Annotated in this window: 18 protein-coding genes; 13 read left to right on the forward strand and 5 right to left on the reverse strand. The window is 51.1% G+C overall.

Features of this window, described 5'->3' with window-relative positions; genetic code table 11:
• Window positions 1-87: 87 nt before the first annotated feature.
• On the forward strand, window positions 88-1,527 hold the full coding sequence (gene aldA / locus OGY33_RS07255) for an aldehyde dehydrogenase (protein WP_191238477.1): 1,440 nt from the start codon (window positions 88-90) through the stop codon (window positions 1,525-1,527).
• 41 nt (window positions 1,528-1,568) lie between these two features.
• Here aldA and OGY33_RS07260 read toward each other — a convergent pair whose 3' ends face one another.
• Entirely contained in the window at window positions 1,569-2,495 is a 927-nt protein-coding gene (locus tag OGY33_RS07260; protein WP_149607268.1) for an alpha/beta hydrolase, read from the reverse strand.
• 126 nt (window positions 2,496-2,621) lie between these two features.
• On the reverse strand, window positions 2,622-3,623 hold the full coding sequence (gap, locus tag OGY33_RS07265) for a type I glyceraldehyde-3-phosphate dehydrogenase (protein ID WP_191238478.1): 1,002 nt from the start codon (window positions 3,621-3,623) through the stop codon (window positions 2,622-2,624).
• A 189-nt stretch (window positions 3,624-3,812) separates the two neighbouring features.
• Here gap and cybB point away from each other — a divergent pair, with 189 nt between their 5' ends.
• A complete protein-coding gene (gene cybB / locus OGY33_RS07270; protein ID WP_008784870.1) occupies window positions 3,813-4,343 on the forward strand; it encodes a cytochrome b561 in 531 nt (176 codons plus the stop codon).
• Window positions 4,344-4,381: 38 nt separating this feature from the next.
• Here cybB and OGY33_RS07275 read toward each other — a convergent pair whose 3' ends face one another.
• The gene (locus OGY33_RS07275) at window positions 4,382-5,308 is read right to left on the reverse strand and encodes a DMT family transporter (RefSeq protein WP_048214133.1); all 927 of its coding nucleotides are present in this window, start codon (window positions 5,306-5,308) and stop codon (window positions 4,382-4,384) included.
• Between the two features lie 260 nt (window positions 5,309-5,568).
• On the opposite strand from OGY33_RS07275, the gene OGY33_RS07280 reads away from it, so the two are divergent.
• From OGY33_RS07280 to OGY33_RS07310, 7 genes are all read left to right on the forward strand, one after another.
• Window positions 5,569-5,988, forward strand: coding sequence for a translesion error-prone DNA polymerase V autoproteolytic subunit (locus OGY33_RS07280; protein WP_003833182.1), 420 nt, complete (start codon window positions 5,569-5,571; stop codon window positions 5,986-5,988).
• Window positions 5,989-5,990: 2 nt separating this feature from the next.
• Window positions 5,991-7,259, forward strand: coding sequence for a Y-family DNA polymerase (locus tag OGY33_RS07285; RefSeq protein WP_048214134.1), 1,269 nt, complete (start codon window positions 5,991-5,993; stop codon window positions 7,257-7,259).
• A 150-nt stretch (window positions 7,260-7,409) separates the two neighbouring features.
• On the forward strand, window positions 7,410-8,456 hold the full coding sequence (gene ompA / locus OGY33_RS07290) for a porin OmpA (protein WP_008784866.1): 1,047 nt from the start codon (window positions 7,410-7,412) through the stop codon (window positions 8,454-8,456).
• Between the two features lie 185 nt (window positions 8,457-8,641).
• Window positions 8,642-9,430, forward strand: a complete 789-nt coding sequence (locus OGY33_RS07295; protein WP_191238479.1) for a hypothetical protein — start codon at window positions 8,642-8,644, stop codon at window positions 9,428-9,430.
• A 94-nt stretch (window positions 9,431-9,524) separates the two neighbouring features.
• Window positions 9,525-9,800 carry a metal/formaldehyde-sensitive transcriptional repressor gene (locus OGY33_RS07300; protein WP_003833178.1) on the forward strand — a complete coding sequence of 92 codons (276 nt, stop codon included), beginning with the start codon at window positions 9,525-9,527 and terminating at the stop codon, window positions 9,798-9,800.
• Between the two features lie 32 nt (window positions 9,801-9,832).
• A complete protein-coding gene (locus OGY33_RS07305; protein WP_008784862.1) occupies window positions 9,833-10,951 on the forward strand; it encodes an S-(hydroxymethyl)glutathione dehydrogenase/class III alcohol dehydrogenase in 1,119 nt (372 codons plus the stop codon).
• Between the two features lie 169 nt (window positions 10,952-11,120).
• On the forward strand, window positions 11,121-12,809 hold the full coding sequence (locus tag OGY33_RS07310) for a methyl-accepting chemotaxis protein (protein WP_191238480.1): 1,689 nt from the start codon (window positions 11,121-11,123) through the stop codon (window positions 12,807-12,809).
• A 40-nt stretch (window positions 12,810-12,849) separates the two neighbouring features.
• On the opposite strand, the gene pcaQ is transcribed toward OGY33_RS07310, so the two are convergent.
• On the reverse strand, window positions 12,850-13,773 hold the full coding sequence (gene pcaQ, locus OGY33_RS07315; protein ID WP_003020288.1) for a pca operon transcription factor PcaQ: 924 nt from the start codon (window positions 13,771-13,773) through the stop codon (window positions 12,850-12,852).
• 231 nt (window positions 13,774-14,004) lie between these two features.
• Here pcaQ and OGY33_RS07320 point away from each other — a divergent pair, with 231 nt between their 5' ends.
• The 4 genes from OGY33_RS07320 to OGY33_RS07335 all read left to right on the forward strand — a co-directional run bounded on the left by OGY33_RS07320 (window position 14,005) and on the right by OGY33_RS07335 (window position 18,612).
• On the forward strand, window positions 14,005-14,907 hold the full coding sequence (locus tag OGY33_RS07320) for a manganese-dependent inorganic pyrophosphatase (protein ID WP_191238481.1): 903 nt from the start codon (window positions 14,005-14,007) through the stop codon (window positions 14,905-14,907).
• A 120-nt stretch (window positions 14,908-15,027) separates the two neighbouring features.
• Window positions 15,028-16,371, forward strand: a complete 1,344-nt coding sequence (gene hglS, locus OGY33_RS07325) for a 2-oxoadipate dioxygenase/decarboxylase HglS (protein ID WP_191238482.1) — start codon at window positions 15,028-15,030, stop codon at window positions 16,369-16,371.
• A gap of 193 nt (window positions 16,372-16,564) precedes the next feature.
• Complete coding sequence (locus OGY33_RS07330) at window positions 16,565-18,220, forward strand: glucan biosynthesis protein D (protein ID WP_191238483.1); 1,656 nt, start codon at window positions 16,565-16,567, stop codon at window positions 18,218-18,220.
• A 167-nt stretch (window positions 18,221-18,387) separates the two neighbouring features.
• Window positions 18,388-18,612 carry an HP1242/YdcH family protein gene (locus OGY33_RS07335; RefSeq protein WP_003833168.1) on the forward strand — a complete coding sequence of 75 codons (225 nt, stop codon included), beginning with the start codon at window positions 18,388-18,390 and terminating at the stop codon, window positions 18,610-18,612.
• 66 nt (window positions 18,613-18,678) lie between these two features.
• On the opposite strand, the gene alr is transcribed toward OGY33_RS07335, so the two are convergent.
• Window positions 18,679-19,905: an alanine racemase gene (gene alr, locus OGY33_RS07340; protein WP_003833167.1), complete on the reverse strand. Its 1,227-nt coding sequence runs from the start codon at window positions 19,903-19,905 to the stop codon at window positions 18,679-18,681.
• Window positions 19,906-19,940: the final 35 nt, after the last annotated feature.

Raw genomic sequence — 19,940 nt, forward strand, 5'->3', positions numbered from 1 at the left:
CACTCCAGCGATAATGCGTCATGCATGATTGATATTAATTAACAATAGTTTTACTTGTTAAAAACAAATCAATCACAGGAGAGCCGCATGTCAGTACCCGTACAACATCCTATGTATATCGATGGGCAGTTTGTGACCTGGCACGATGACGCCTGGATTGATGTCGTCAATCCGGCCACGGAAGAGATTATCTCGCGTATTCCCGATGGTCGTGCCGAAGATGCGCGTAAAGCGATCGATGCCGCGGATCGCGCTCAGCCGCAATGGGAAGCGTTGCCTGCCATTGAACGGGCAAACTGGTTACGCAAAATTTCTACAGGTATCCGCCAGCGAGCCGATGAAATCAGCGCGTTGATTGTGGCGGAAGGTGGAAAAATTCAACAACTGGCTGACGTTGAAGTCGCGTTTACCGCTGACTATATCGATTACATGGCGGAGTGGGCGCGTCGCTATGAAGGCGAGATCCTGCAAAGCGATCGCTCAGGTGAGAATATATTGCTGTTTAAGCGTGCACTGGGCGTGACGACGGGCATTCTGCCGTGGAACTTCCCGTTTTTCCTGATTGCCCGCAAACTGGCCCCCGCCTTGCTGACGGGAAATACCATCGTCATTAAGCCGAGTGAATTCACACCGAATAACGCCATCGCCTTTGCCAAAATTGTTGATGACATTGGTTTACCGCGCGGAGTCTTTAACCTGGTGCTGGGACGCGGTGAAACGGTCGGGCAGGAGCTGGCCGGAAACCCGAAGGTCGCCATGGTGAGCATGACCGGTAGCGTCGGTGCGGGTGAGAAAATTATGGCCGCAGCGGCCAAAAACATCACCAAAGTTTGTCTGGAGTTGGGTGGCAAGGCCCCGGCTATCGTGATGGACGATGCTGACCTTGAGCTGGCGGTGAAGGCTATTGTTGACTCGCGGGTGATCAATACCGGACAGGTATGCAACTGTGCCGAGCGCGTATACGTTCAGAAAGGTATCTATGACCAGTTCGTTAATCGTCTGGGTGAGGCGATGAAAGCCGTGCAGTTTGGCAATCCGGCCGAACGCAATGACATTGCGATGGGGCCGCTGATTAATGCCGCTGCGCTGGCGCGTGTAGAGCAAAAAGTCGAGCGAGCGGTGCAGGAAGGCGCCCGTGTGGTGCTGGGTGGTAAAGCCGTTGCTGGTAAAGGTTATTACTATCCGCCGACATTACTGTTAGACGTGCGCCAGGATATGGCGATTATGCACGAGGAGACGTTTGGTCCGGTGCTGCCGGTGGTGGCATTTGATACGCTGGAACAGGCGTTGACGATGGCCAATGACAGCGACTACGGACTGACCTCATCGATCTATACGCAGAATCTGAATACGGCAATGAAGGCGATTAAGGGGCTGAAGTTTGGCGAAACCTATATTAATCGCGAAAACTTCGAGGCGATGCAGGGCTTCCACGCTGGCTGGCGCAAGTCCGGGATTGGCGGGGCAGATGGTAAACACGGTCTGAATGAATACCTGCAAACACAGGTAGTGTATTTGCAGTCTTAAGTTTTTCGCCGGGTGAGCCTGTACGCCACCCGGCGCAATTCTCACACTTTGGTGGCGATCCAGTTCATCATCATTTCAGGCCAGATGGCCAGCGGTAACCCTTGCGCATCGCGAATACCAAATCCGTGCTTACCGCGTTCAAACAGATGCATTTCGACCGGAACGCCCAGCCCACGTAGCGAATTAAAGAAAACCAGGCTGTTTTCTACTTTCACCGCCGGATCGTCGATGGCGTGTAGCAGGAATGTCGGCGGTGTCGTGTTATCCACTCGATCTTCCAGAGAATAGTGGCGCAGATCTTCCTTTTCGGGCGTAGCGCCAACCAGCTCAAGACGAGAGCCCGGGTGGCCGATGTCTTCACGCAGAGTAATCACCGGGTAGACCAACGCCATGAACGCAGGACGCGTTGGTTGCTCGTCTATGCTATCAATCGGTGTATAAACCGGTTCGGCAAACCGGGTTCCCAGACTGGCGGCTACGTGACCACCGGAAGAGAAGCCCAACACACCGATACGATCAGGGTTAATTTTCCATTCATGGGCGTTGGCGCGAATGTAGCGCATGGCGCGCTGGGCATCGGCCAGCGGCGCGTTTGCACCTTCCTCATGGCCATCACCCGGCATGCGGTAGGTCATCACAAACAGGGTATAACCGCGGGCGTTAAAGAATGGTGCCAGTACGCTGCCTTCTTTATCCATCACCACGCGACGGTAAGAACCTCCCGGTGTAACAAGGATCCCTACGCCGTTAGGTTTTTCGGGGGCATAAACGGTAATTTCCGGGGCGCGAATACCGGTGACAGCACGATCATACTGAGATGTTCCTGTATGTCGGGGTTCTGGCGTAAAGACCGCATCGCTGTTTTTTGCTCCGGGGGCTTCACTCTGCGGCCAGAATGAGACGGTGGTTGCGTGGGCAACGGCTTGCTCCATCATGTTTTCTAACGTTTCACGACTCAGTGCTTCCATTACTATGCTCCCTCAGTGGCAAAGGTTAGCTATAGCACAGTCAGTGAATTGAAAACGGGGAGAGACTCACAACGTATTGAATTCGCGGGAAATGAAAGAGGGCGGAGGCAGGCCTCCGCCAGAACATTAGAGCTTGATAAATTTATCCAGCGTACGAATAAGCTGGGTGACAAAACCGTATTCGTTATCGTACCAGGCGACGGTTTTTACCAGTTGCAGATCGCCCACTTCGGTAATCTCGGTTTGTGTTGCATCAAATACCGAACCGAAATGCGAGCCAATGACATCTGACGAGACGATTTCCTCGTCGGTATAACCAAACGACTCATTATTTTGCGTGGCTTTTTTCAGCGCGTTGTTGACCTCTTCAGCAGTGACTTTTTTCCCCAATATCGATACCAGTTCCGTGACAGATCCTGTTTTCACCGGAACACGCTGGGCATGGCCTTTTAATTTTCCGCTCAACGCCGGAATAACCAGACCAATGGCCTTGGCGGCACCAGTGGTATGGGGAATGATGTTCTCTGCTGCTGCCCGCGAGGCGCGCAGATCTTTCCCGCGTGGACCATCAACCAGCGACTGCGTTCCCGTGTAGGCGTGGATGGTGGTCATAGTGCCAAGCTGAATACCGAAGCTATCGTGCAGCGCTTTCGCCATCGGTGCCAGGCAGTTGGTGGTGCACGATGCGACCGAGATAATCCGATCGTTCGCATCCATTGTGTCGTCGTTGACGTTAAAGACAATGGTCTTCATGTCGCCAGCCGGGGCGGATATCAGCACTTTTTTGGCACCTGCATTCAGGTGCGCGTTGGCTTTTTCTGTCGAGGTATAAAAACCGGTGCATTCGATGATTATCTCAGCGCCAGTGGTTTTCCACGGGATATTTTTGGCCTCTTTTTCTGCGTAAACCGCGATTTTTTTACCGTCGACAATCAGCGCGTCTTCGGTAAAGTCGATGCTCCAGGGAAACGGGCCGTAGTTTGAATCGTGCTTTAACAGATAGGCGAGAATTTTGGGCGAGGTGAGGTCATTAATGGCCACAACCTCCACGTTGCTTTTGACTTCCAGTAGCCGACGCAATACCAGACGGCCGATACGACCAAAACCGTTAATGCCAATTTTACTCATGGTTTTCTCCTGTCAGGATGAGGCGGTACGACATATTTTCCTTACCAGGCTTAGTCCAGACAGGCATCCTCGGCAATAGCGGTTCTTGCGGTTAAGCGTAAGCGACTGAAAATGGGTGAACAAAAGTTAATGAATTTTTAACAAAAGCCCGTTATGTTGACGCATTATTGTTTTTATTCAGGAAGTGTTATGGGGAATAAGTATTCTGGCCTGCAAATCGGTATTCACTGGCTGGTCTTTTTGTTAGTTATTGTGGCCTATAGCGCCATGGAGTTTCGCGGATTTTTCCCGCGCAGCTATCGTCCCTTATTCAACATGGTGCACGTATCCTGTGGTATCACGATATTAACGCTGATGGTGGCGCGTCTGCTGGTCAGGCTGAAATATCCGGCACCGCCGATTGTGCCAAAACCAAAGCCAATGATGACCGGCATGGCGCATCTGGGGCATCTGGTTATCTATCTGTTGTTTATTGTGCTGCCTATTATTGGGCTGGTGATGATGTACAACCGGGGTAATCCGTGGATTGCATTCGGCATCGTTATGCCGCATGCGGCAGAGGCTAACTTTGATTTAGTGGATATGCTGAAGTCCTGGCACGTGACGCTGGCAAACCTGGGTTATTTTGTTATTGGTCTGCATGCCGTTGCCGCCCTGATGCATCACTATTTCTGGAAGGATAATACGCTGTTGCGCATGATGCCGCGTAAACGCTCCTGAGGTAATGCCCCGCAAATGCGGGGCATTTTTTTAGCCGATTAATTTTCGCAGGGTGGTGCTTTTCGTACGCTTTGAACCTGGGAGACGCGTTTTTTCAGGCTGACGATAGCCAGCGCAACAACAATCAGCACAATACCGCAGCCTTCAACAACGCCAGGCTCTTCACCCAGCAACCACCAGGAAAACAGAACGCCACAGACAGGTACCGCCAGCGTACTTAAGCTGGCAATACTGGCTGGTAAGTTACGCAACACAAACAGCCATAAACTCCATGCCAGCGCCGTCGCCAGCACGGCGCTATAAGCTAATGCCCAGAAAACGACAGGTTGCCAGTCTGGATCTCGCTGTGGAACCAGCCAGGCCACCAGGCTCATCACCAGCGCGGCATACAGCATCTGCCATGCGGTCAACGCTAACAGATCGATATTCGGATGGCGGGTATACATTCGCTTGGCGACAATCGCGCTGGCCCCCCAACTGATCCCAGAAAGGATCGCCAGTAGCGCGCTCTGCATTGAGGCAAAGTTCAGTTGCCATGGCTGTAAAACCAGCAATAATCCCGCAGCTGCCACGGCAATGGCGAAATACTGTAAACGCCGCATGCGTTCACCGAGGAAAATGGCGGCCATAATCACCACCCAGAATGGCATGGTATAACTCAGTATGGCTACTTTACCTGCACCGCCGCTGACTAGCGCCCATTGTGATAATCCAACCATGCCGCATGTTTGTAGCAAGGCGATCGCTAACGTATAGCCGAAAGGTGTCGGGCGCATTCCTCGGCCACGCAGTAACAGAACGATGAATAACAATAATGCGCCAAAAGAACAGCGTAGTGCGGTAAAGTCGAACGCGCCGATGTAGTGCGTGACCTGTTTCATCGCGATCCAGCTGTAGCTCCAGATGAGCGTTAAGGTGATGAGGCCGCCAATGGCCAGCGGATGACTTTTCCCTGCGGTGGTCATAATGTGTCCGTTTTAATGATTTTAGTACGCCACTATACGCGCTTTCAGGGCGCCGTAGTCGTTATCATTCCGGCTGAGTACATGTCGCGAAAATTTGTACTTTCTTCTGTGGAATAAAACCGAAAATTATTTTTCCAGATAGCATAAACGCTTACCGGCAAGATGGTTAAACAACGCTCAGTTCGCCACGTCTGTCACTTGATCACTGTCCTCATTAAAACTACTGTATATAAATACAGTTATATGAGAGGCAGATTATTATGTTGTTTTTCCAGCCAGTTGAACATCCCGAAATCAAACACTTCCCGCTATTTAGCGATCTCGTGCCCTGCGGTTTTCCTTCTCCGGCGCAGGATTACGTTGAGAAACGTATCGATCTTAACGACCTGTTGGTGCAGCATCCCAGCGCAACCTATTTTGTAAAATCGTCTGGCGACTCCATGATGGGGGCAGGGATCGGTGCTGGCGACTTGTTGGTAGTCGACAGTGCCAGAAAAGCGGCCCACGGAGACATTGTGATTGCTGCTATTGAAGGCGAATTCACCGTTAAGCGCCTGCAATTGCATCCGGTGGTGATGTTGAAGCCAGAGAACAGCGCCTACGCACCGATCATGATCGGCAGCGAGGACACGCTGGATATATTTGGCGTGGTGACATTTATCATTAAATCCGCGGGCTGATCATGTTTGCGCTGGTGGATGTTAATTCGTTTTATGCCAGTTGTGAATCGGCATTCCGACCGGACCTGAAAGGTAAACCCGTTGTTGTTCTTTCAAATAATGATGGCTGCGTCATTGCCAGCAGCGCGGAAGCGAAGGCGCTTGGCGTCAATATGGGAGCACCATACTTCAAACAGAAAGATCTGTTCAGGCGCTGCGGCGTGTTCTGCTTTAGTTCGAACTACGAGCTGTATGCGGATATGAGCAGCAGGGTAATGTCAATTCTGGAGGAGCTGTCTCCGCGCGTGGAAATGTACAGTATCGATGAAGCCTTTTGTGATTTAACTGGCGTGCGAAACTGCAGGGATCTTACAGATTTTGGTCGTGAAATCAGAGAAACCATTTTACAGAAAACGCGCCTCACGGTTGGGGTCGGTATCGCCCAGACCAAAACCCTGGCCAAGCTGGCGAACCATGCTGCCAAAAAGTGGCAGGAACAGACTGACGGGGTGGTGGATCTCTCGAATATTGAGCGTCAGCGTAAGCTGATGGCTGCGCTCCCGGTTGATGAAGTCTGGGGGGTCGGACGCCGTATCAGTAAAAAACTGGACGCTATGGGCATTAAAACGGTCTGCGATCTAGCGGATACCGATATTCGCTTTATCCGCAAACATTTCAACGTTGTGCTTGAGCGCACTGTGCGGGAATTGCGCGGTGAACCGTGCCTGGCGTTGGAAGAGTTTGCGCCAGTTAAGCAGGAGATCATTTGTTCAAGATCGTTTGGTGAAAAACTCACGGATTACAATGCGATGAGAGAGGCTATTTGTACCTATGCTGCACGTGCTGCGGAAAAATTACGCAGAGAGCACCAGTTCTGCCGGTTTATCTCTACGTTTATCAAAACCAGCCCATTTTCCCTGAATGAACCGTATTACGGTAACAGCGCATCGATAAAACTGCTGACACCAACCCAGGATAGTCGGGAAATTATAAGGGCGGCCACACGTAGCCTGGACGCAATATGGCGGGAGGGGCTGCGTTATCAAAAAGCAGGGGTCATGCTGGGCGATTTTTTTAGTTCTGGCGTTGCGCAGTTGAATCTGTTTGATGACAACGCCCCACGGCATAACAGCGATAAGCTGATGGCCGTTCTGGATACGCTCAATGCTGAAAAAGGTAAAGGAACGCTCTATTTTGCCGGACAAGGTATACAACAACCGTGGGCGATGAAGCGAGATATGCTTTCACCACGTTATACAACGAGATATAGCGATTTACTGCGGGTGGGATAGTCATTGTTATCGTAAATAAGCGTCCAGAGCGATTCTAAAACTGTCCAGAAATAAATAAAAAAACGATTATCAGCCTTCATTAAAAATCTTATTGTAGCGCCGACTAACAGATAACTAACTGACAAACGGCAAGTCTATAATAGGAAATTTATGAAAAAGACGCTTATTACACTCATTATTGCAAATGCACTGACCGCGACTACGGCATTTGCCGCAGCGGATGCGGGAACCTGGTATGCTGGTGGGAAATTTGGTTGGTCGCATTACTTTGATACCAGCGCAAGCCAGCAAACGGGGGCTAATGGTAATAAATATGGTGATGTTGGTTTTGATAGCGATAACGTCGGTGGTGGTGTATTTACAGGCTATCAGATTACTCCATGGCTGGCAGTTGAAGGCGGTTATGACTATTTAGGCAACATGCAATTCAACGGTAAAAATGGCGCATCTGGTTCTCAAATGAAAAGTCAGGGCCTGCAATTATCTCTGAAGGCAAGTTATGGTCTGACAGATAATTGGGATCTCTACGGCCGTGCAGGGGCAATGGGATATCGCGCGGAGTCAGATATTAAAGGCAATAACCGCTTTGATACCGGTGTGCGTCCGGTTGTGGCTGTTGGTACGGAATATGCCTTTAACAAGAACTGGGCTGGCCGCGTGGAATATCAATGGGTGAGCAATGTGGGTAATGAAAACCAGATTGGCGTATCAAGCGATGTTAGTTCCGTTACCGCTGGGTTGTCATATCGCTTTGGCCAGCATGACGACGCGGAGGTTACGCCTGCACCGGCAGTTGCCGCAACTCCTGCGCCTGAACCTCAGCGTTTTAACTTAAAATCTGATGTGATGTTTGGTTATGATTCAGCAGCATTAACCCCAGAAGGGAAAGCGGCGATTGCGCAGTTATACCGAAATCCCGGTCTGCAACCGGCCAAAGACAAAGCGACCGTTGTTATTGGCTATAGCGATCGCACCGGAGCCGCAGATTATAACCAGCAACTGTCAGCCCAGCGCGCGCAGGCTGTTGCCGATGAATTAGTCGCATTAGGCATGCCAGCTGCAAATATTACTGCACAAGGACATGGTTCGAGTGATTCTGTCACGGGATCCAGTTGTGATGGGCAGACCGGACAGCAGCTGATTAATTGCCTTGCTCCAGATCGCCATGTCGTTGTTGAGATCACTGATAAGCACTAAATCGGTGTACAAAAGCCCTCCTCATTATTGAATGGGGAGGGCTTTTTTATTCGCACAGTGAACTATCATTAACTGTGACAAATTAAAGATGTTAGAGCGTAATTATGTTCATAGAATCCTTAGTTTCGAGAGCTAAAGGTAGATTATGGCGTTATTTTCTGCCACGGTTTACTCTGAAAAATCATGTGGATGATCAAGTATATAATTACTATGGTGTTTATTTTTCGGATGTAAAACAAGAAAAATATCAGCTTGTGAATCTAAGAGGCAAAAATGTTGTGCTTGAAAAATGGCATGCTGAGCAGCACGCCTATATGGAGAAAATAAACCTTCCACTCAATGATATTGAAAAAATGAATGTTGAGATTATTCATTGGAGAAAGCAAGGTCCGTTAAGGTTTGATTCGATTTTTCTTTTTGCAATAAATTATTTTACGCGTATTGCTTATGCAAAAAATGCTCTGGCGAGAGCAAAAAGCAATCTCTTTTCTTCATTCGCCAGTAACAAGGCGTTGAATGGACTTGATCGTATAATGTTGCTACAGATGCTGGTGAACGAATATGTACATCAATCGCCAGAGAAAACTCACACTGGAGTGACATGTGATGAGGTTATTGATCTATTGTACGGGACGCTTTGGTATAAACATATCAAGAATGAAGATTTCAGGAGGAAGGTCTTTCTGCTGCTCCAGTCACTTGTAATTACAGAGGATGTCAGATTTAGTGATGAAAAATATTATATACAAGGCAAGGCTATTTCAACAATTGTCACATGGGAATCTGAGGAGAGAAAGGACAAGCAACAGTTCAGGATCCAACGAAACATTAACCGCTTAATGCTTGTAATTACTGCATCCACATTGATGATCACGATAGCAATATTAGCTCAGGCAGGTCTTATTAATTTACATAATCTTTGGGAGCATCTTACACAATTAAAACCCATCCGTGTGTTGTTCAAACTAATATAATAAAAATCAATGCGTTAACATAATCAGCACTCATATATTTTACAGCCAAATAACAAATCTGATAGTATACCCCCCTATAGTATCTGGAGGGCGTATGCCGCATTCACCTGAAGACAAGAAACGCATTCTCACCCGTGTACGCCGTATTCGCGGTCAAGTTGATGCGCTTGAGCGTGCACTGGAATCTGGCGAACCGTGTCTGGCTATCCTGCAGCAAATTGCCGCTGTGCGCGGTGCATCAAATGGCCTGATGGGCGAAATGGTTGAGATCCATCTGAAAGACGAGCTGGTCAGTGGGGAAACTACGCCAGACCAGCGTGCCGTGCGTATGGCTGAAATCGGCCATCTTCTGCGTGCTTATCTAAAATAACATCATCACCTCGCAATAATGGGAAGAGACAAATGAAATCACGTGCAGCAGTTGCATTCGGCCCCGGCCAACCGTTAAAAATTGTCGAAATCGACGTCGCACCGCCAAAGAAAGGTGAAGTGCTGGTTAAAATTACCCATACCGGCGTGTGCCACACCGACGCCTTTACGCTCTCTGGTGACGATCCGGAAGGCGTATTCCCGGCGGTACTTGGCCATGAAGGTGGCGGCATTGTGGTTGAAGTAGGCGAAGGCGTCACCAGTCTGAAACCGGGCGATCATGTGATCCCGCTGTACACCGCAGAGTGCGGCGAGTGTAAGTTCTGTAAATCGGGTAAAACCAACTTGTGCCAGGCCGTACGTGCGACCCAGGGCAAAGGTCTGATGCCGGATGGCACAACGCGCTTCTCGTATAACGGTGAGCCGATTTATCACTATATGGGCACCAGCACCTTCAGCGAATACACCGTTTGCGCGGAGATCTCTCTGGCGAAGGTTAACCCGCAGGCCCCGCTGGACAAAGTGTGTCTGCTGGGTTGTGGCGTGACCACCGGTATCGGAGCAGTCCATAACACCGCAAAAGTGAAAGAAGGCGACACCGTTGCCGTATTTGGTCTGGGCGGTATTGGTCTGGCGGTAATTCAGGGCGCGGTGCAGGCGAAAGCCGGGCGTATTCTGGCCGTTGATACCAATCCGGAAAAATTTAAGCTGGCAGGTGAAATGGGCGCGACTGATTTCATCAACCCGAAGGATTACGACAAACCGATTCAGGATGTGATCGTTGAGCTGACCGATGGCGGCGTGGATTTTAGCTTTGAATGTATCGGCAACGTTAACGTGATGCGCGCGGCACTGGAATGTTGCCATAAAGGATGGGGCGAAAGCATCATCATTGGCGTGGCAGGAGCAGGGCAAGAGATCAAAACGCGTCCGTTCCAGCTGGTTACCGGGCGCGTCTGGCGCGGTTCCGCGTTTGGCGGCGTGAAAGGGCGTACTCAACTTCCTGGCATGGTTGAAGAAGCAATGAGTGGGAAAATTCAGTTGGATCCCTTTATTACCCACCGTTTACCGCTGGAGCAGATTAACGAAGCGTTCGATTTAATGCATCAGGGTAAGTCCATCCGTACCGTTATCCACTTTGGCGATAACTGATTCATTGGCCAGCGGATTTAACCGCTGGCACTTTCCTGAATTTTTTAGAATTATGTTGTGAAAGTGTGACGAATCCGGCGCTTTTCACGGTAAGTAAACTTCCCGGATTGCCGATGACTATCTAACGGGCGTGTTTTCACGCATAAACCCTACAAGAGAGTCGACGGTCATGGACAACACTACATCGATGCAAGCCCAGCATAAACTGGGCTTTCTGCATCAAATCCGGCTGGTTCCGCTGTTTTCCTCCATTCTCGGTGGCATCCTTCTGCTATTCGCCTTAAGTTCCGGACTGGCAAGCTATTTTCTTATGCAGGCCGATCGCGATCAGCGCGACGTGACCGATGAAATTCAGGTCAGGATGGGGTTATCTAACAGCTCTAACCATTTGCGTACCGCACGTATCAACATGATCCACGCCGGCGCGGCGAGCCGTATTGCCGAAATGGATGACATGAAGGCCAATATTGCCGAGGCCGAAAAACGGATCAAGCAGTCGCAGGACGGTTTCAATGCTTATATGTCACGCGCGGTAAAAACGTCTGCCGATGAAGCGTTAGATGCTGAACTGAGCGCCAGCTTCAAAGCCTATATCGACGGCTTACAGCCTATGTTGAAGTACGCTAAAAACGGCATGTTTGAAGCGATCATCAACCATGAAAATGAACAGGCCAGACCGCTGGACTCTGCTTACAACAAGGTGTTGTTAAAAGCGATCGACATTCGTACCGCAAGGGCGAACCAGTTAAGCGAACAGGCGCACCAGCGTACACAGCTCGGCATGGCTTTTATGCTGGGTGCATTCGTTCTTGCGCTGGCGCTGACCGTAATGACGTTCATTGTTCTGCGCCGCACGGTCATTCATCCTCTGTTACGCGCGGCCAAGCGTATTGAGCAAATTTCCGCGGGCGATCTGACCATGCAAGATGAACCGACCGGGCGCAGCGAAATTGGTCGCCTGAGCCGCCATCTGCAGACAATGCAACGATCGTTGGGGAAAACGGTGGGTACGGTACGTCAGGGTGCGGAAGAAATATACCGCGGTACTAGTGAGATTTCGGCGGGTAATACCGATTTGTCTTCACGTACTGAACAACAGGCCGCAGCGATTGAACAAACGGCAGCCAGCATGGAAGAGCTGACCGCCACGGTGAAGCAAAACGCCGACAACGCGCATCACGCAAGCAAGCTGGCAGAAGATGCGTCCGGGAAGGCCAGTCGGGGCGGTCAGATGGTTTCTGGCGTGGTGAAAACCATGGGCAATATCTCAACGAGTTCGAAGAAAATCTCCGAAATCACAGCCGTGATTAATAGCATTGCTTTCCAGACCAATATCCTGGCGCTGAACGCGGCGGTTGAGGCGGCGCGGGCAGGAGAGCAGGGGCGTGGATTTGCCGTGGTCGCTAGTGAGGTCCGTACGCTGGCAAGCCGCAGCGCTCAGGCGGCAAAAGAGATTGAAGGATTGATCAGCGAATCAGTCCGACTGATTGACCAGGGCTCCGGAGAAGTCGTCGCGGCGGGCAATACGATGACGGATATTGTCGATGCGGTAAAACGCGTGACCGATATCATGCTGGAAATCGCGGCGGCTTCTGATGAGCAGAGTCGGGGTATCGTACAGGTGAGCCAGGCGATATCAGAAATGGATAAAGTTACGCAGCAAAATGCCTCGCTGGTTGAAGAAGCATCGGCTGCGGCGGCCTCTCTCGAAGAGCAGGCGGCGCGCTTAACGGAAGCCGTAGGTACATTTCGCTTAACGGGAACGAGTGCAATTAAACGCCCTCCCGTAACCACTACGTCTGACCATTCGCGTCCGCAGACGGCAACGGCCAGTGGGGATAACTGGGAAACGTTTTAACAATAAATTAAGGGACCTGATGGTCCCTTAATATTTGGCATCAAAACGGTACGGTTTTGCGTATTGCGGCGATGAGGATCTGCGCGGCCTGAGAGAGTTGCACATCGACACGGGTAAGAATACCGATGGGTTCACCCGCACCATGGGTAGGTATCGGCAACGACACCAGCGTCGCCTGGCGTAAATCCTCTCTAACCGCGCCTGAAGGGACAAACCACACATAGTCGTAATCAACCGTCAGCTGGCGGGAAAGCGATGCTGACAGCGTTTCAATGCAGCCTGGCGGCATTTTACAACCCTGACTTTGCAACAATGCTTCTGCGTGCTGGCGAGGCGCGGTTCCTTTTGGCGAAACCACCACCGGCCACTCCATTACCCGACTTAACGTGATGGTTTCCTGCAACAGCGGATGGTTAGGACGCACGACCAGTTTAAGTGATTCCAGAAACAACAATTCATAGTTCAGACCGACCATTAATTCCGGATCGGCCATGCGACCAATGCCAAGATCGATTTCCCCGGATTTTAAACCTGCCAGAATCATCGGATTGCTCATGGTGGCGACCTGTAGCGTGGTCTCCATTTGCTGCTTGTGGAAAGGACCAATTACCGCAGGCAGAATGCCCAGTGCCGCGGTGGGTAAGGCCCCGATCCGTACGACATCAGTCTGCGATTCTTCGCGCTGATTTAACGCTTGTCCGGCGGTGTTGAGCGCATCCAGCACTCTTACCGCGTGGGTAAGAAACTGTTCTCCGGGCAGCGTTAACTGCGCGCCAAGGCGGCCACGTTCAAAGAGCCGGGTACCGGTCAGTTGCTCCAGTTCATTTAGCGTTTTGGAGAGAGCCGGTTGGCTCAGGTTAAGGGTCTCAGCCGCGCGCCCCAACGTTCCCTGCTGTGCAACGGCGACAAAAGTATGAAGGTGGCGCAAGCGAATGCGCTGATTGAACAGAACATTTTTTTCCATAAGCGATGTTAAAAACAGAGCCGTATCGGTGACAAGTAAAGTTGTTTGTTTTTGATAACCTGATAGCAAAATATTATTAACATTTATCATGTTTTACTTACAACTGATTTATTTTGCTTATGTTTTGTACAGCATTGCTGGGTGGTGGGATCATGGAAGGGAGTGTGCCCAGTCGTTATACTTTGGTGATTGTTTACTTTTGAACGATTTCTCTTCACAAGGCACTGATGAATGATACATGTAATAGGGCACCTTAATCCCGATAGCGATGCCATCTGCACCGCCGCAATGACGGCGCGTTGGCTTAGTTTACGTGGCCAGCAGGCGACGGCATGGCGTTTGGGCGAGCCTAATCGCGAAACGCAGTTTATCTTTGAGCATGCGGGGCTGACGATGCCTGAACGGTTGACGTTTGAACTGACCGATCGTGATGTCTGGCTGGTCGATTTCACCGAGCCGGCCCAGGGACCGGAATCGTTAACAGAAAGTAACGTGGTGGGAATTATCGATCATCACCGACTTGGTGGGTTAGTCACCCGTCTGCCACCGGAAGTGTGGGTGAAGCCCGTCGGCAGTAGCGCAACCCTGCTGTGGCAACTGATGACGGAGGATGAACGCAACCAGTTATCTTCCGCTGAGGTTGTTTTACTGCTCGGCGCCGTATTGAGTGACACTGTCACGCTTCGTTCACCAACGACGACCACTGACGATCGCCAGGCGGTTGATGCGCTGGCCCAAAAAACCGGAGTGGATCTTGACGCTTTCAGTCGCGACCTGCTGTCAGCCAAAACAAGTGTGGAAGGGATGAGCGCCCGCGAGCTTCTGCAGAAAGACATTAAAACCTTCACCATCCATGGGCATTCAGTTTGTGTAGCGCAGCTTGAACTGTATGCGCTGCAACAGGTGGATGCGGTGCTGGACGATCTCCGTCAGGAAATGGCGCGCTATGCAGAAGAAAAGAACGCTGCGTTAGTCGTGCTGATGCTCACTGACATCAATCTGGGTGATACCAGCTTATGGTTTGCTGGAGCAGAACTTTCAGACATCCCGCAGCCTTGCAAGGTAGAAGGTATGCTTAGCCGTAAAAAACAGATGCTGCCCTGGCTGGAAAGTCATTTGAAACCACGCCAGTAGGTACTGTTCATCGTTTGTATGGGTGGGAAGTTTACGCGGGGTCACACTTTGTAAATTCTTCCCACCGGAGTCAGCGGCGTTTTCTACACTCCAGGTAATATTCACTGGAGGCATGACATTATGGCGAACACCATCACGGCAGATGAGATTCGGGAACAATTTTCGCAGGCAATGTCAGCAATGTACCAGCAGGAAGTCCCGCAGTACGGCACGTTGCTGGAACTTGTCGCTGATGTGAATCTGGCGGTACTGGAAAATAATCCGACGCTGCATGAAAAACTGGCGAATGCGGATGAACTGGCCCGGCTAAACGTTGAGCGTCATGGCGCCATTCGAGTGGGTACCGCGCAGGAGCTTTCTACGCTGCGCCGGATGTTTGCCGTTATGGGCATGTATCCGGTGAGTTATTACGATCTCTCCCAGGCGGGCGTCCCCGTACATTCCACAGCCTTTCGTCCCATCGACGATGCCTCGCTATCGCGCAACCCGTTTCGGGTATTCACCTCGTTATTACGGCTCGAACTAATCGAAAACGCCGCGCTGCGGCAAAAAGCCGCTGAGATCCTCGCGAAACGCGATATTTTCACTCGCCGTTGCCACGAACTGCTGGATGAATTTGACGCGCAGGGCAGTTTTACATCTGAACAGGCGCAAGAATTTGTGCATGAAGCGCTGGAAACATTCCGCTGGCATCAGCACGCCACGGTCGATGAAGAGACCTATCACGCATTACATAACGAACACCGGCTGATTGCTGATGTAGTGTGCTTCCCCGGTTGTCATATCAACCATCTGACACCGCGAACGCTGGATATTGACCGGGTGCAGTCGATGATGCCGGAATGCGGCATTGAGCCCAAAATACTGATTGAAGGGCCGCCGCGCCGCGAGGTGCCGATTTTATTACGTCAGACCAGTTTCAAAGCGCTGGAAGAACCGGTGTTGTTTGCCGGTGAAATGCGCGGCACTCACACGGCACGTTTTGGTGAAATCGAACAGCGCGGCGTGGCTCTGACGCCGAAAGGCAGAGCGTTGTACGACGAATTGCTGAATAAAGCGGGAACGGGGAAAGACAATCTGACGCACCAGCTACACCTTCAGGAAGTATTCAAGTCCTTCCCGGATAGCGAATTCCTGCTGCGCCAGCAGGGGCTAGCCTGGTTCCGCTATCGTCTGACGCCATCGGGTGAAGCGCATCGGCAGGCGATTCGCCCGGATGACGATCCACAGCCGCTTATTGAACGGGGCTGGCTGGTTGCGCAACCCATCACCTACGAAGATTTTTTACCGGTGAGCGCCGCAGGAATTTTCCAGTCCAATTTGGGTAATGAAACACAGGCTCGCAGCCACGGAAATTCCAGCCGCGACGCGTTTGAACAGGCGCTGGGTTGCGCGGTTTATGATGAGTTTGCGCTGTATCAGGAGGCTCAAGAGCGAAGTAAACGTCGGTGTGGTTTACTTTAACGGAATTTACATGGGATTCGGTCTGTTCCCATCGACATAAAATATTTTCGATTTTGTACAGATAATCGGCGACCAACAATTGGATTATTAATGAATTTTGTCTAGAGTGAGCGGTCAGAAATGTGCACTCTCTTGCCGCTGATTTTGACCGGCGCGGGACCATTTACACGACCAGAAGGACTCACTTTCAGGCATGAATCGCAGACGATTTATTAAAGGTTCAATGGCAATGGCCGCCGTGTGCGGAACCAGTGGTATTGCATCACTCTTTTCCCGCGCCGCCTTTGCGGCAGAGTCTGACATTGCAGACGGAAAAACCGTACGTTTTGATTTTTCCGTTCTGCAATCGATGGCCCATGACTTAGCACAGAAGCCCTGGGGCGGCGCACCGCGCGCGTTACCGGAAACGCTGGCGAAACTGACGCCGCAGGCCTACAACAGCATTCAATATGACGCAGAGCAGTCTCTGTGGAACAATGTTGAAAATCGTCAGCTTGATGCGCAGTTCTTCCACGTGGGAATGGGCTTCCGTCGCCGTGTACGCATGTTCTCGGTTGATGGTAGTACGCATATGGCGCGTGAAATTCACTTCCGTCCGGAACTGTTTAAATACAACGACGCGGGTGTGGATACCAAACAATTGGAAGGGCAGACTGACCTCGGATTCTCTGGATTCCGCGTGTTTAAAGCGCCAGAACTGGCCCGCCGCGATGTCGTTTCTTTCCTGGGCGCCAGCTATTTCCGCGCCGTGGATGACACCTATCAGTACGGTTTATCGGCCCGTGGTCTGGCGGTAGATACCTACACCGACAGTAAAGAAGAGTTTCCTGATTTCACCTCTTTCTGGTTCGAAACGGTTAAACCGGGCGCAACCTCTTTTACCGTGTATGCGCTTCTCGACAGCCCAAGCGTAACCGGCGCATTCAAGTTCGTGATCCACTGCGAGAAAACGCAGGTGATTATGGATGTACAAAACCACATCTATGCGCGCAAAGACATCAAGCAGCTCGGCATTGCGCCGATGACCAGCATGTTCAGCTGCGGCAACAATGAGCGTCGGATGTGCGACACTATTCACCCGCAAATCCATGACTCCGATCGTCTGGCGATGTGGCGGGGCAATGGCGAGTGGATCTGCCGTCCGCTGAATAACCCGCAAAAGCTGCAGTTCAACGCCTATACCGATAACAACCCGAAAGGGTTTGGCTTGCTGCAACTCGATCGCGACTTCTCCCATTATCAGGACATCATGGGCTGGTATAACAAGCGCCCAAGCCTGTGGGTGGAACCGCGCAACCAGTGGGGCAAGGGGACCATTGGTCTGATGGAGATCCCGACGACCGGCGAAACGCTGGATAACGTTGTCTGCTTCTGGCAGCCGGACAAGAAGATCAAAGCCGGCGATGAGCTGGAATTCAAATATCGCCTGTACTGGAGCGCTCAGCCGCCGGTGCGTTCACCGCTGGCTCGCGTGATGGCGACCCGGACAGGCATGGGCGGTTTCCCGGAAGGATGGGCACCGGGCGAGCATTACCCAGAAAAATGGGCGCGTCGTTTTGCCGTTGACTTCGTTGGTGGCGATCTAAAAGCGGCTGCGCCGAAAGGCATTGAACCGGTGATTACGCTCTCCAGCGGTGAAGCGAAACAGATTGAGATCCTCTACGTGGAGCCTATCGACGGTTATCGCATTCAGTTTGACTGGTATCCGACCTCTGACTCAACCGATCCGGTAGATATGCGTATGTTCCTGCGTTGTCAGGGTGACGCCATCAGCGAAACCTGGCTGTATCAGTACTTCCCGCCAGCGCCGGATAAACGTCAGTACGTTGACGACCGCGAGATGCGTTAAGCCCCCCCTTTACGGCTCTCCTGATGGGGAGCCGTATCTGCATTCATCCTCATAACGACTCTGTACACTATTTACTCGATCCTGTTCGCATTTTTCTGTATGCCAAATGGGTACTCTGTGGGTGTGTATTTCTTATACACGTTCTTGTCCACTAACAGGGAGAAAGTATGTTTCCAGAATACAGAGACCTTATTTCCCGACTGAAATCCGAGAACCCTCGCTTTCTGTCCTTATTCGAAAAACACAACAGCCTTGATCATGAGATCTCCAGACTGGAAGGTTCGGATGGTCGGGGGTATAGTTTGGACATTGTTCGTCTTAAGAAACAGAAACTCCACCTGAAGGAAGATCTGCTCAAAATATTGCAAAAAGAGAGTGTCAGTGAGAGCTAAGTAGAACGGCGCTTGCTGTGTAAAAGGGCTTCCTGCGAGAAACGGAAGCCCTTCCTGTTTTAGGTGTTAATCGACCATCACGCGTTTGTTCGTCGCCCCCCAGAGGATCGACATTTCAGTGAACAACGCGCCGCTAATTTCTTCGACTTCTTCTGCACTAACCTGCGCATTCCCCTGTTTACCGAACAGCACCACTTCATCACCGGATGCAACCTGCGGCAAATCGGTTACATCGACGATCACGGTATTCATGGATGTTTTACCCAGTACCGGAACCCGCTGGCCGCGGATCAGCACGTGCCCTGCATTACTGAACACACGGCGATAACCATCGGCATAACCTGTCGGGATATTGGCCAGAACGGAATCACGTTTAAGGGTATAGGTTCTGTCATATCCGACGGTGTTTCCTTTGGGGTAATGGTTTACCGACGCGATGGCAGATTTAAACGTCATGACGCGTTTGTATTCGGTGCTGGCGATGGTATCGCCATAGAAAATACCGCCAACACGCACCATGTCGAGCCAGGATTCTGGAACGGTCAGGGTAGCGAACGTATTCGCGACATGCAGGGTGACATCTTCGCGCTTAAGCCCGGTAATTTTCAGTACCTGGGCTGATTGCGTATTGAAACGGGCCAGATCGCGTTTTACCACTGCCGCATCTTCTTCCGGGAAATGCGACATGATGCCGACAATTTTCAGGCCGGGTAATGCGGAAATAGCGCGTGCTTCTTCCAGACCTGCAGCGGTACTGACTTCCAGACCGTTACGCGACATACCGCCAGAGTTCAGCGCAAGATGGATACGAATAGTTTTACCTTTCTCTTGAGCGATTGCACTTAGACGCTTAGCCATATCCAGATTACCGATAAGCTCTTCGGTATCGAAATCCGCCGCCTGGCGCATCTCTTTTTCCGTCGCGTTACGCACGCGCATGAGCTGCGATGTATAGCCTGACTGGCGAACGGTACTAATCTCCTCGTTGCTGGCGATGCCAATACATTGTACGCCGTTTTGCATCATCACCGGTGTTACCAGTGAGAGATCGTGGCCATACGCGTCGCCTTTAAGAATGGCGCACATCCGGGTTTTATCTCCCAGCAGTTGCTGAACTTTATGAATGTTATATTCCAGCGCGCTACGGGAAATTTCCAGCGTGGTATTATCCACGACCTGTTGCTTATTGACGGCAAAGGGAACGGGGCCCGCTTGCGTGGTAGAAACAGGTTGGTGACAGGCGGTAATCAGTAAAAGCGGAATAAGTGCTAAACGACCCAAAGGTGCTGCCATGCTTGCTCCTTAGCAATAGAATGAAAGTGTTATTG

The sequence above is a fragment of the Citrobacter sp. Cpo032 genome (assembly GCF_030332975.1).
Taxonomy (GTDB): Bacteria; Pseudomonadota; Gammaproteobacteria; order Enterobacterales; family Enterobacteriaceae; genus Citrobacter; species Citrobacter portucalensis.

Coding starts and splice junctions, on each gene's coding strand:
- ompA (WP_008784866.1), top strand. CDS start 7,410: ATGAAAAAGACGCTTATTACACTCATTATTGCAAATGCACTGACCGCG.
- hglS (WP_191238482.1), top strand. CDS start 15,028: ATGGCGAACACCATCACGGCAGATGAGATTCGGGAACAATTTTCGCAG.
- OGY33_RS07305 (WP_008784862.1), top strand. CDS start 9,833: ATGAAATCACGTGCAGCAGTTGCATTCGGCCCCGGCCAACCGTTAAAA.
- gap (WP_191238478.1), bottom strand. CDS start 3,623: ATGAGTAAAATTGGCATTAACGGTTTTGGTCGTATCGGCCGTCTGGTA.
- pcaQ (WP_003020288.1), bottom strand. CDS start 13,773: ATGGAAAAAAATGTTCTGTTCAATCAGCGCATTCGCTTGCGCCACCTT.
- aldA (WP_191238477.1), top strand. CDS start 88: ATGTCAGTACCCGTACAACATCCTATGTATATCGATGGGCAGTTTGTG.
- OGY33_RS07285 (WP_048214134.1), top strand. CDS start 5,991: ATGTTTGCGCTGGTGGATGTTAATTCGTTTTATGCCAGTTGTGAATCG.
- OGY33_RS07280 (WP_003833182.1), top strand. CDS start 5,569: ATGTTGTTTTTCCAGCCAGTTGAACATCCCGAAATCAAACACTTCCCG.
- OGY33_RS07300 (WP_003833178.1), top strand. CDS start 9,525: ATGCCGCATTCACCTGAAGACAAGAAACGCATTCTCACCCGTGTACGC.
- OGY33_RS07260 (WP_149607268.1), bottom strand. CDS start 2,495: ATGGAAGCACTGAGTCGTGAAACGTTAGAAAACATGATGGAGCAAGCC.
- OGY33_RS07335 (WP_003833168.1), top strand. CDS start 18,388: ATGTTTCCAGAATACAGAGACCTTATTTCCCGACTGAAATCCGAGAAC.
- cybB (WP_008784870.1), top strand. CDS start 3,813: ATGGGGAATAAGTATTCTGGCCTGCAAATCGGTATTCACTGGCTGGTC.
- OGY33_RS07310 (WP_191238480.1), top strand. CDS start 11,121: ATGGACAACACTACATCGATGCAAGCCCAGCATAAACTGGGCTTTCTG.
- OGY33_RS07320 (WP_191238481.1), top strand. CDS start 14,005: ATGATACATGTAATAGGGCACCTTAATCCCGATAGCGATGCCATCTGC.
- alr (WP_003833167.1), bottom strand. CDS start 19,905: ATGGCAGCACCTTTGGGTCGTTTAGCACTTATTCCGCTTTTACTGATT.
- OGY33_RS07330 (WP_191238483.1), top strand. CDS start 16,565: ATGAATCGCAGACGATTTATTAAAGGTTCAATGGCAATGGCCGCCGTG.
- OGY33_RS07275 (WP_048214133.1), bottom strand. CDS start 5,308: ATGACCACCGCAGGGAAAAGTCATCCGCTGGCCATTGGCGGCCTCATC.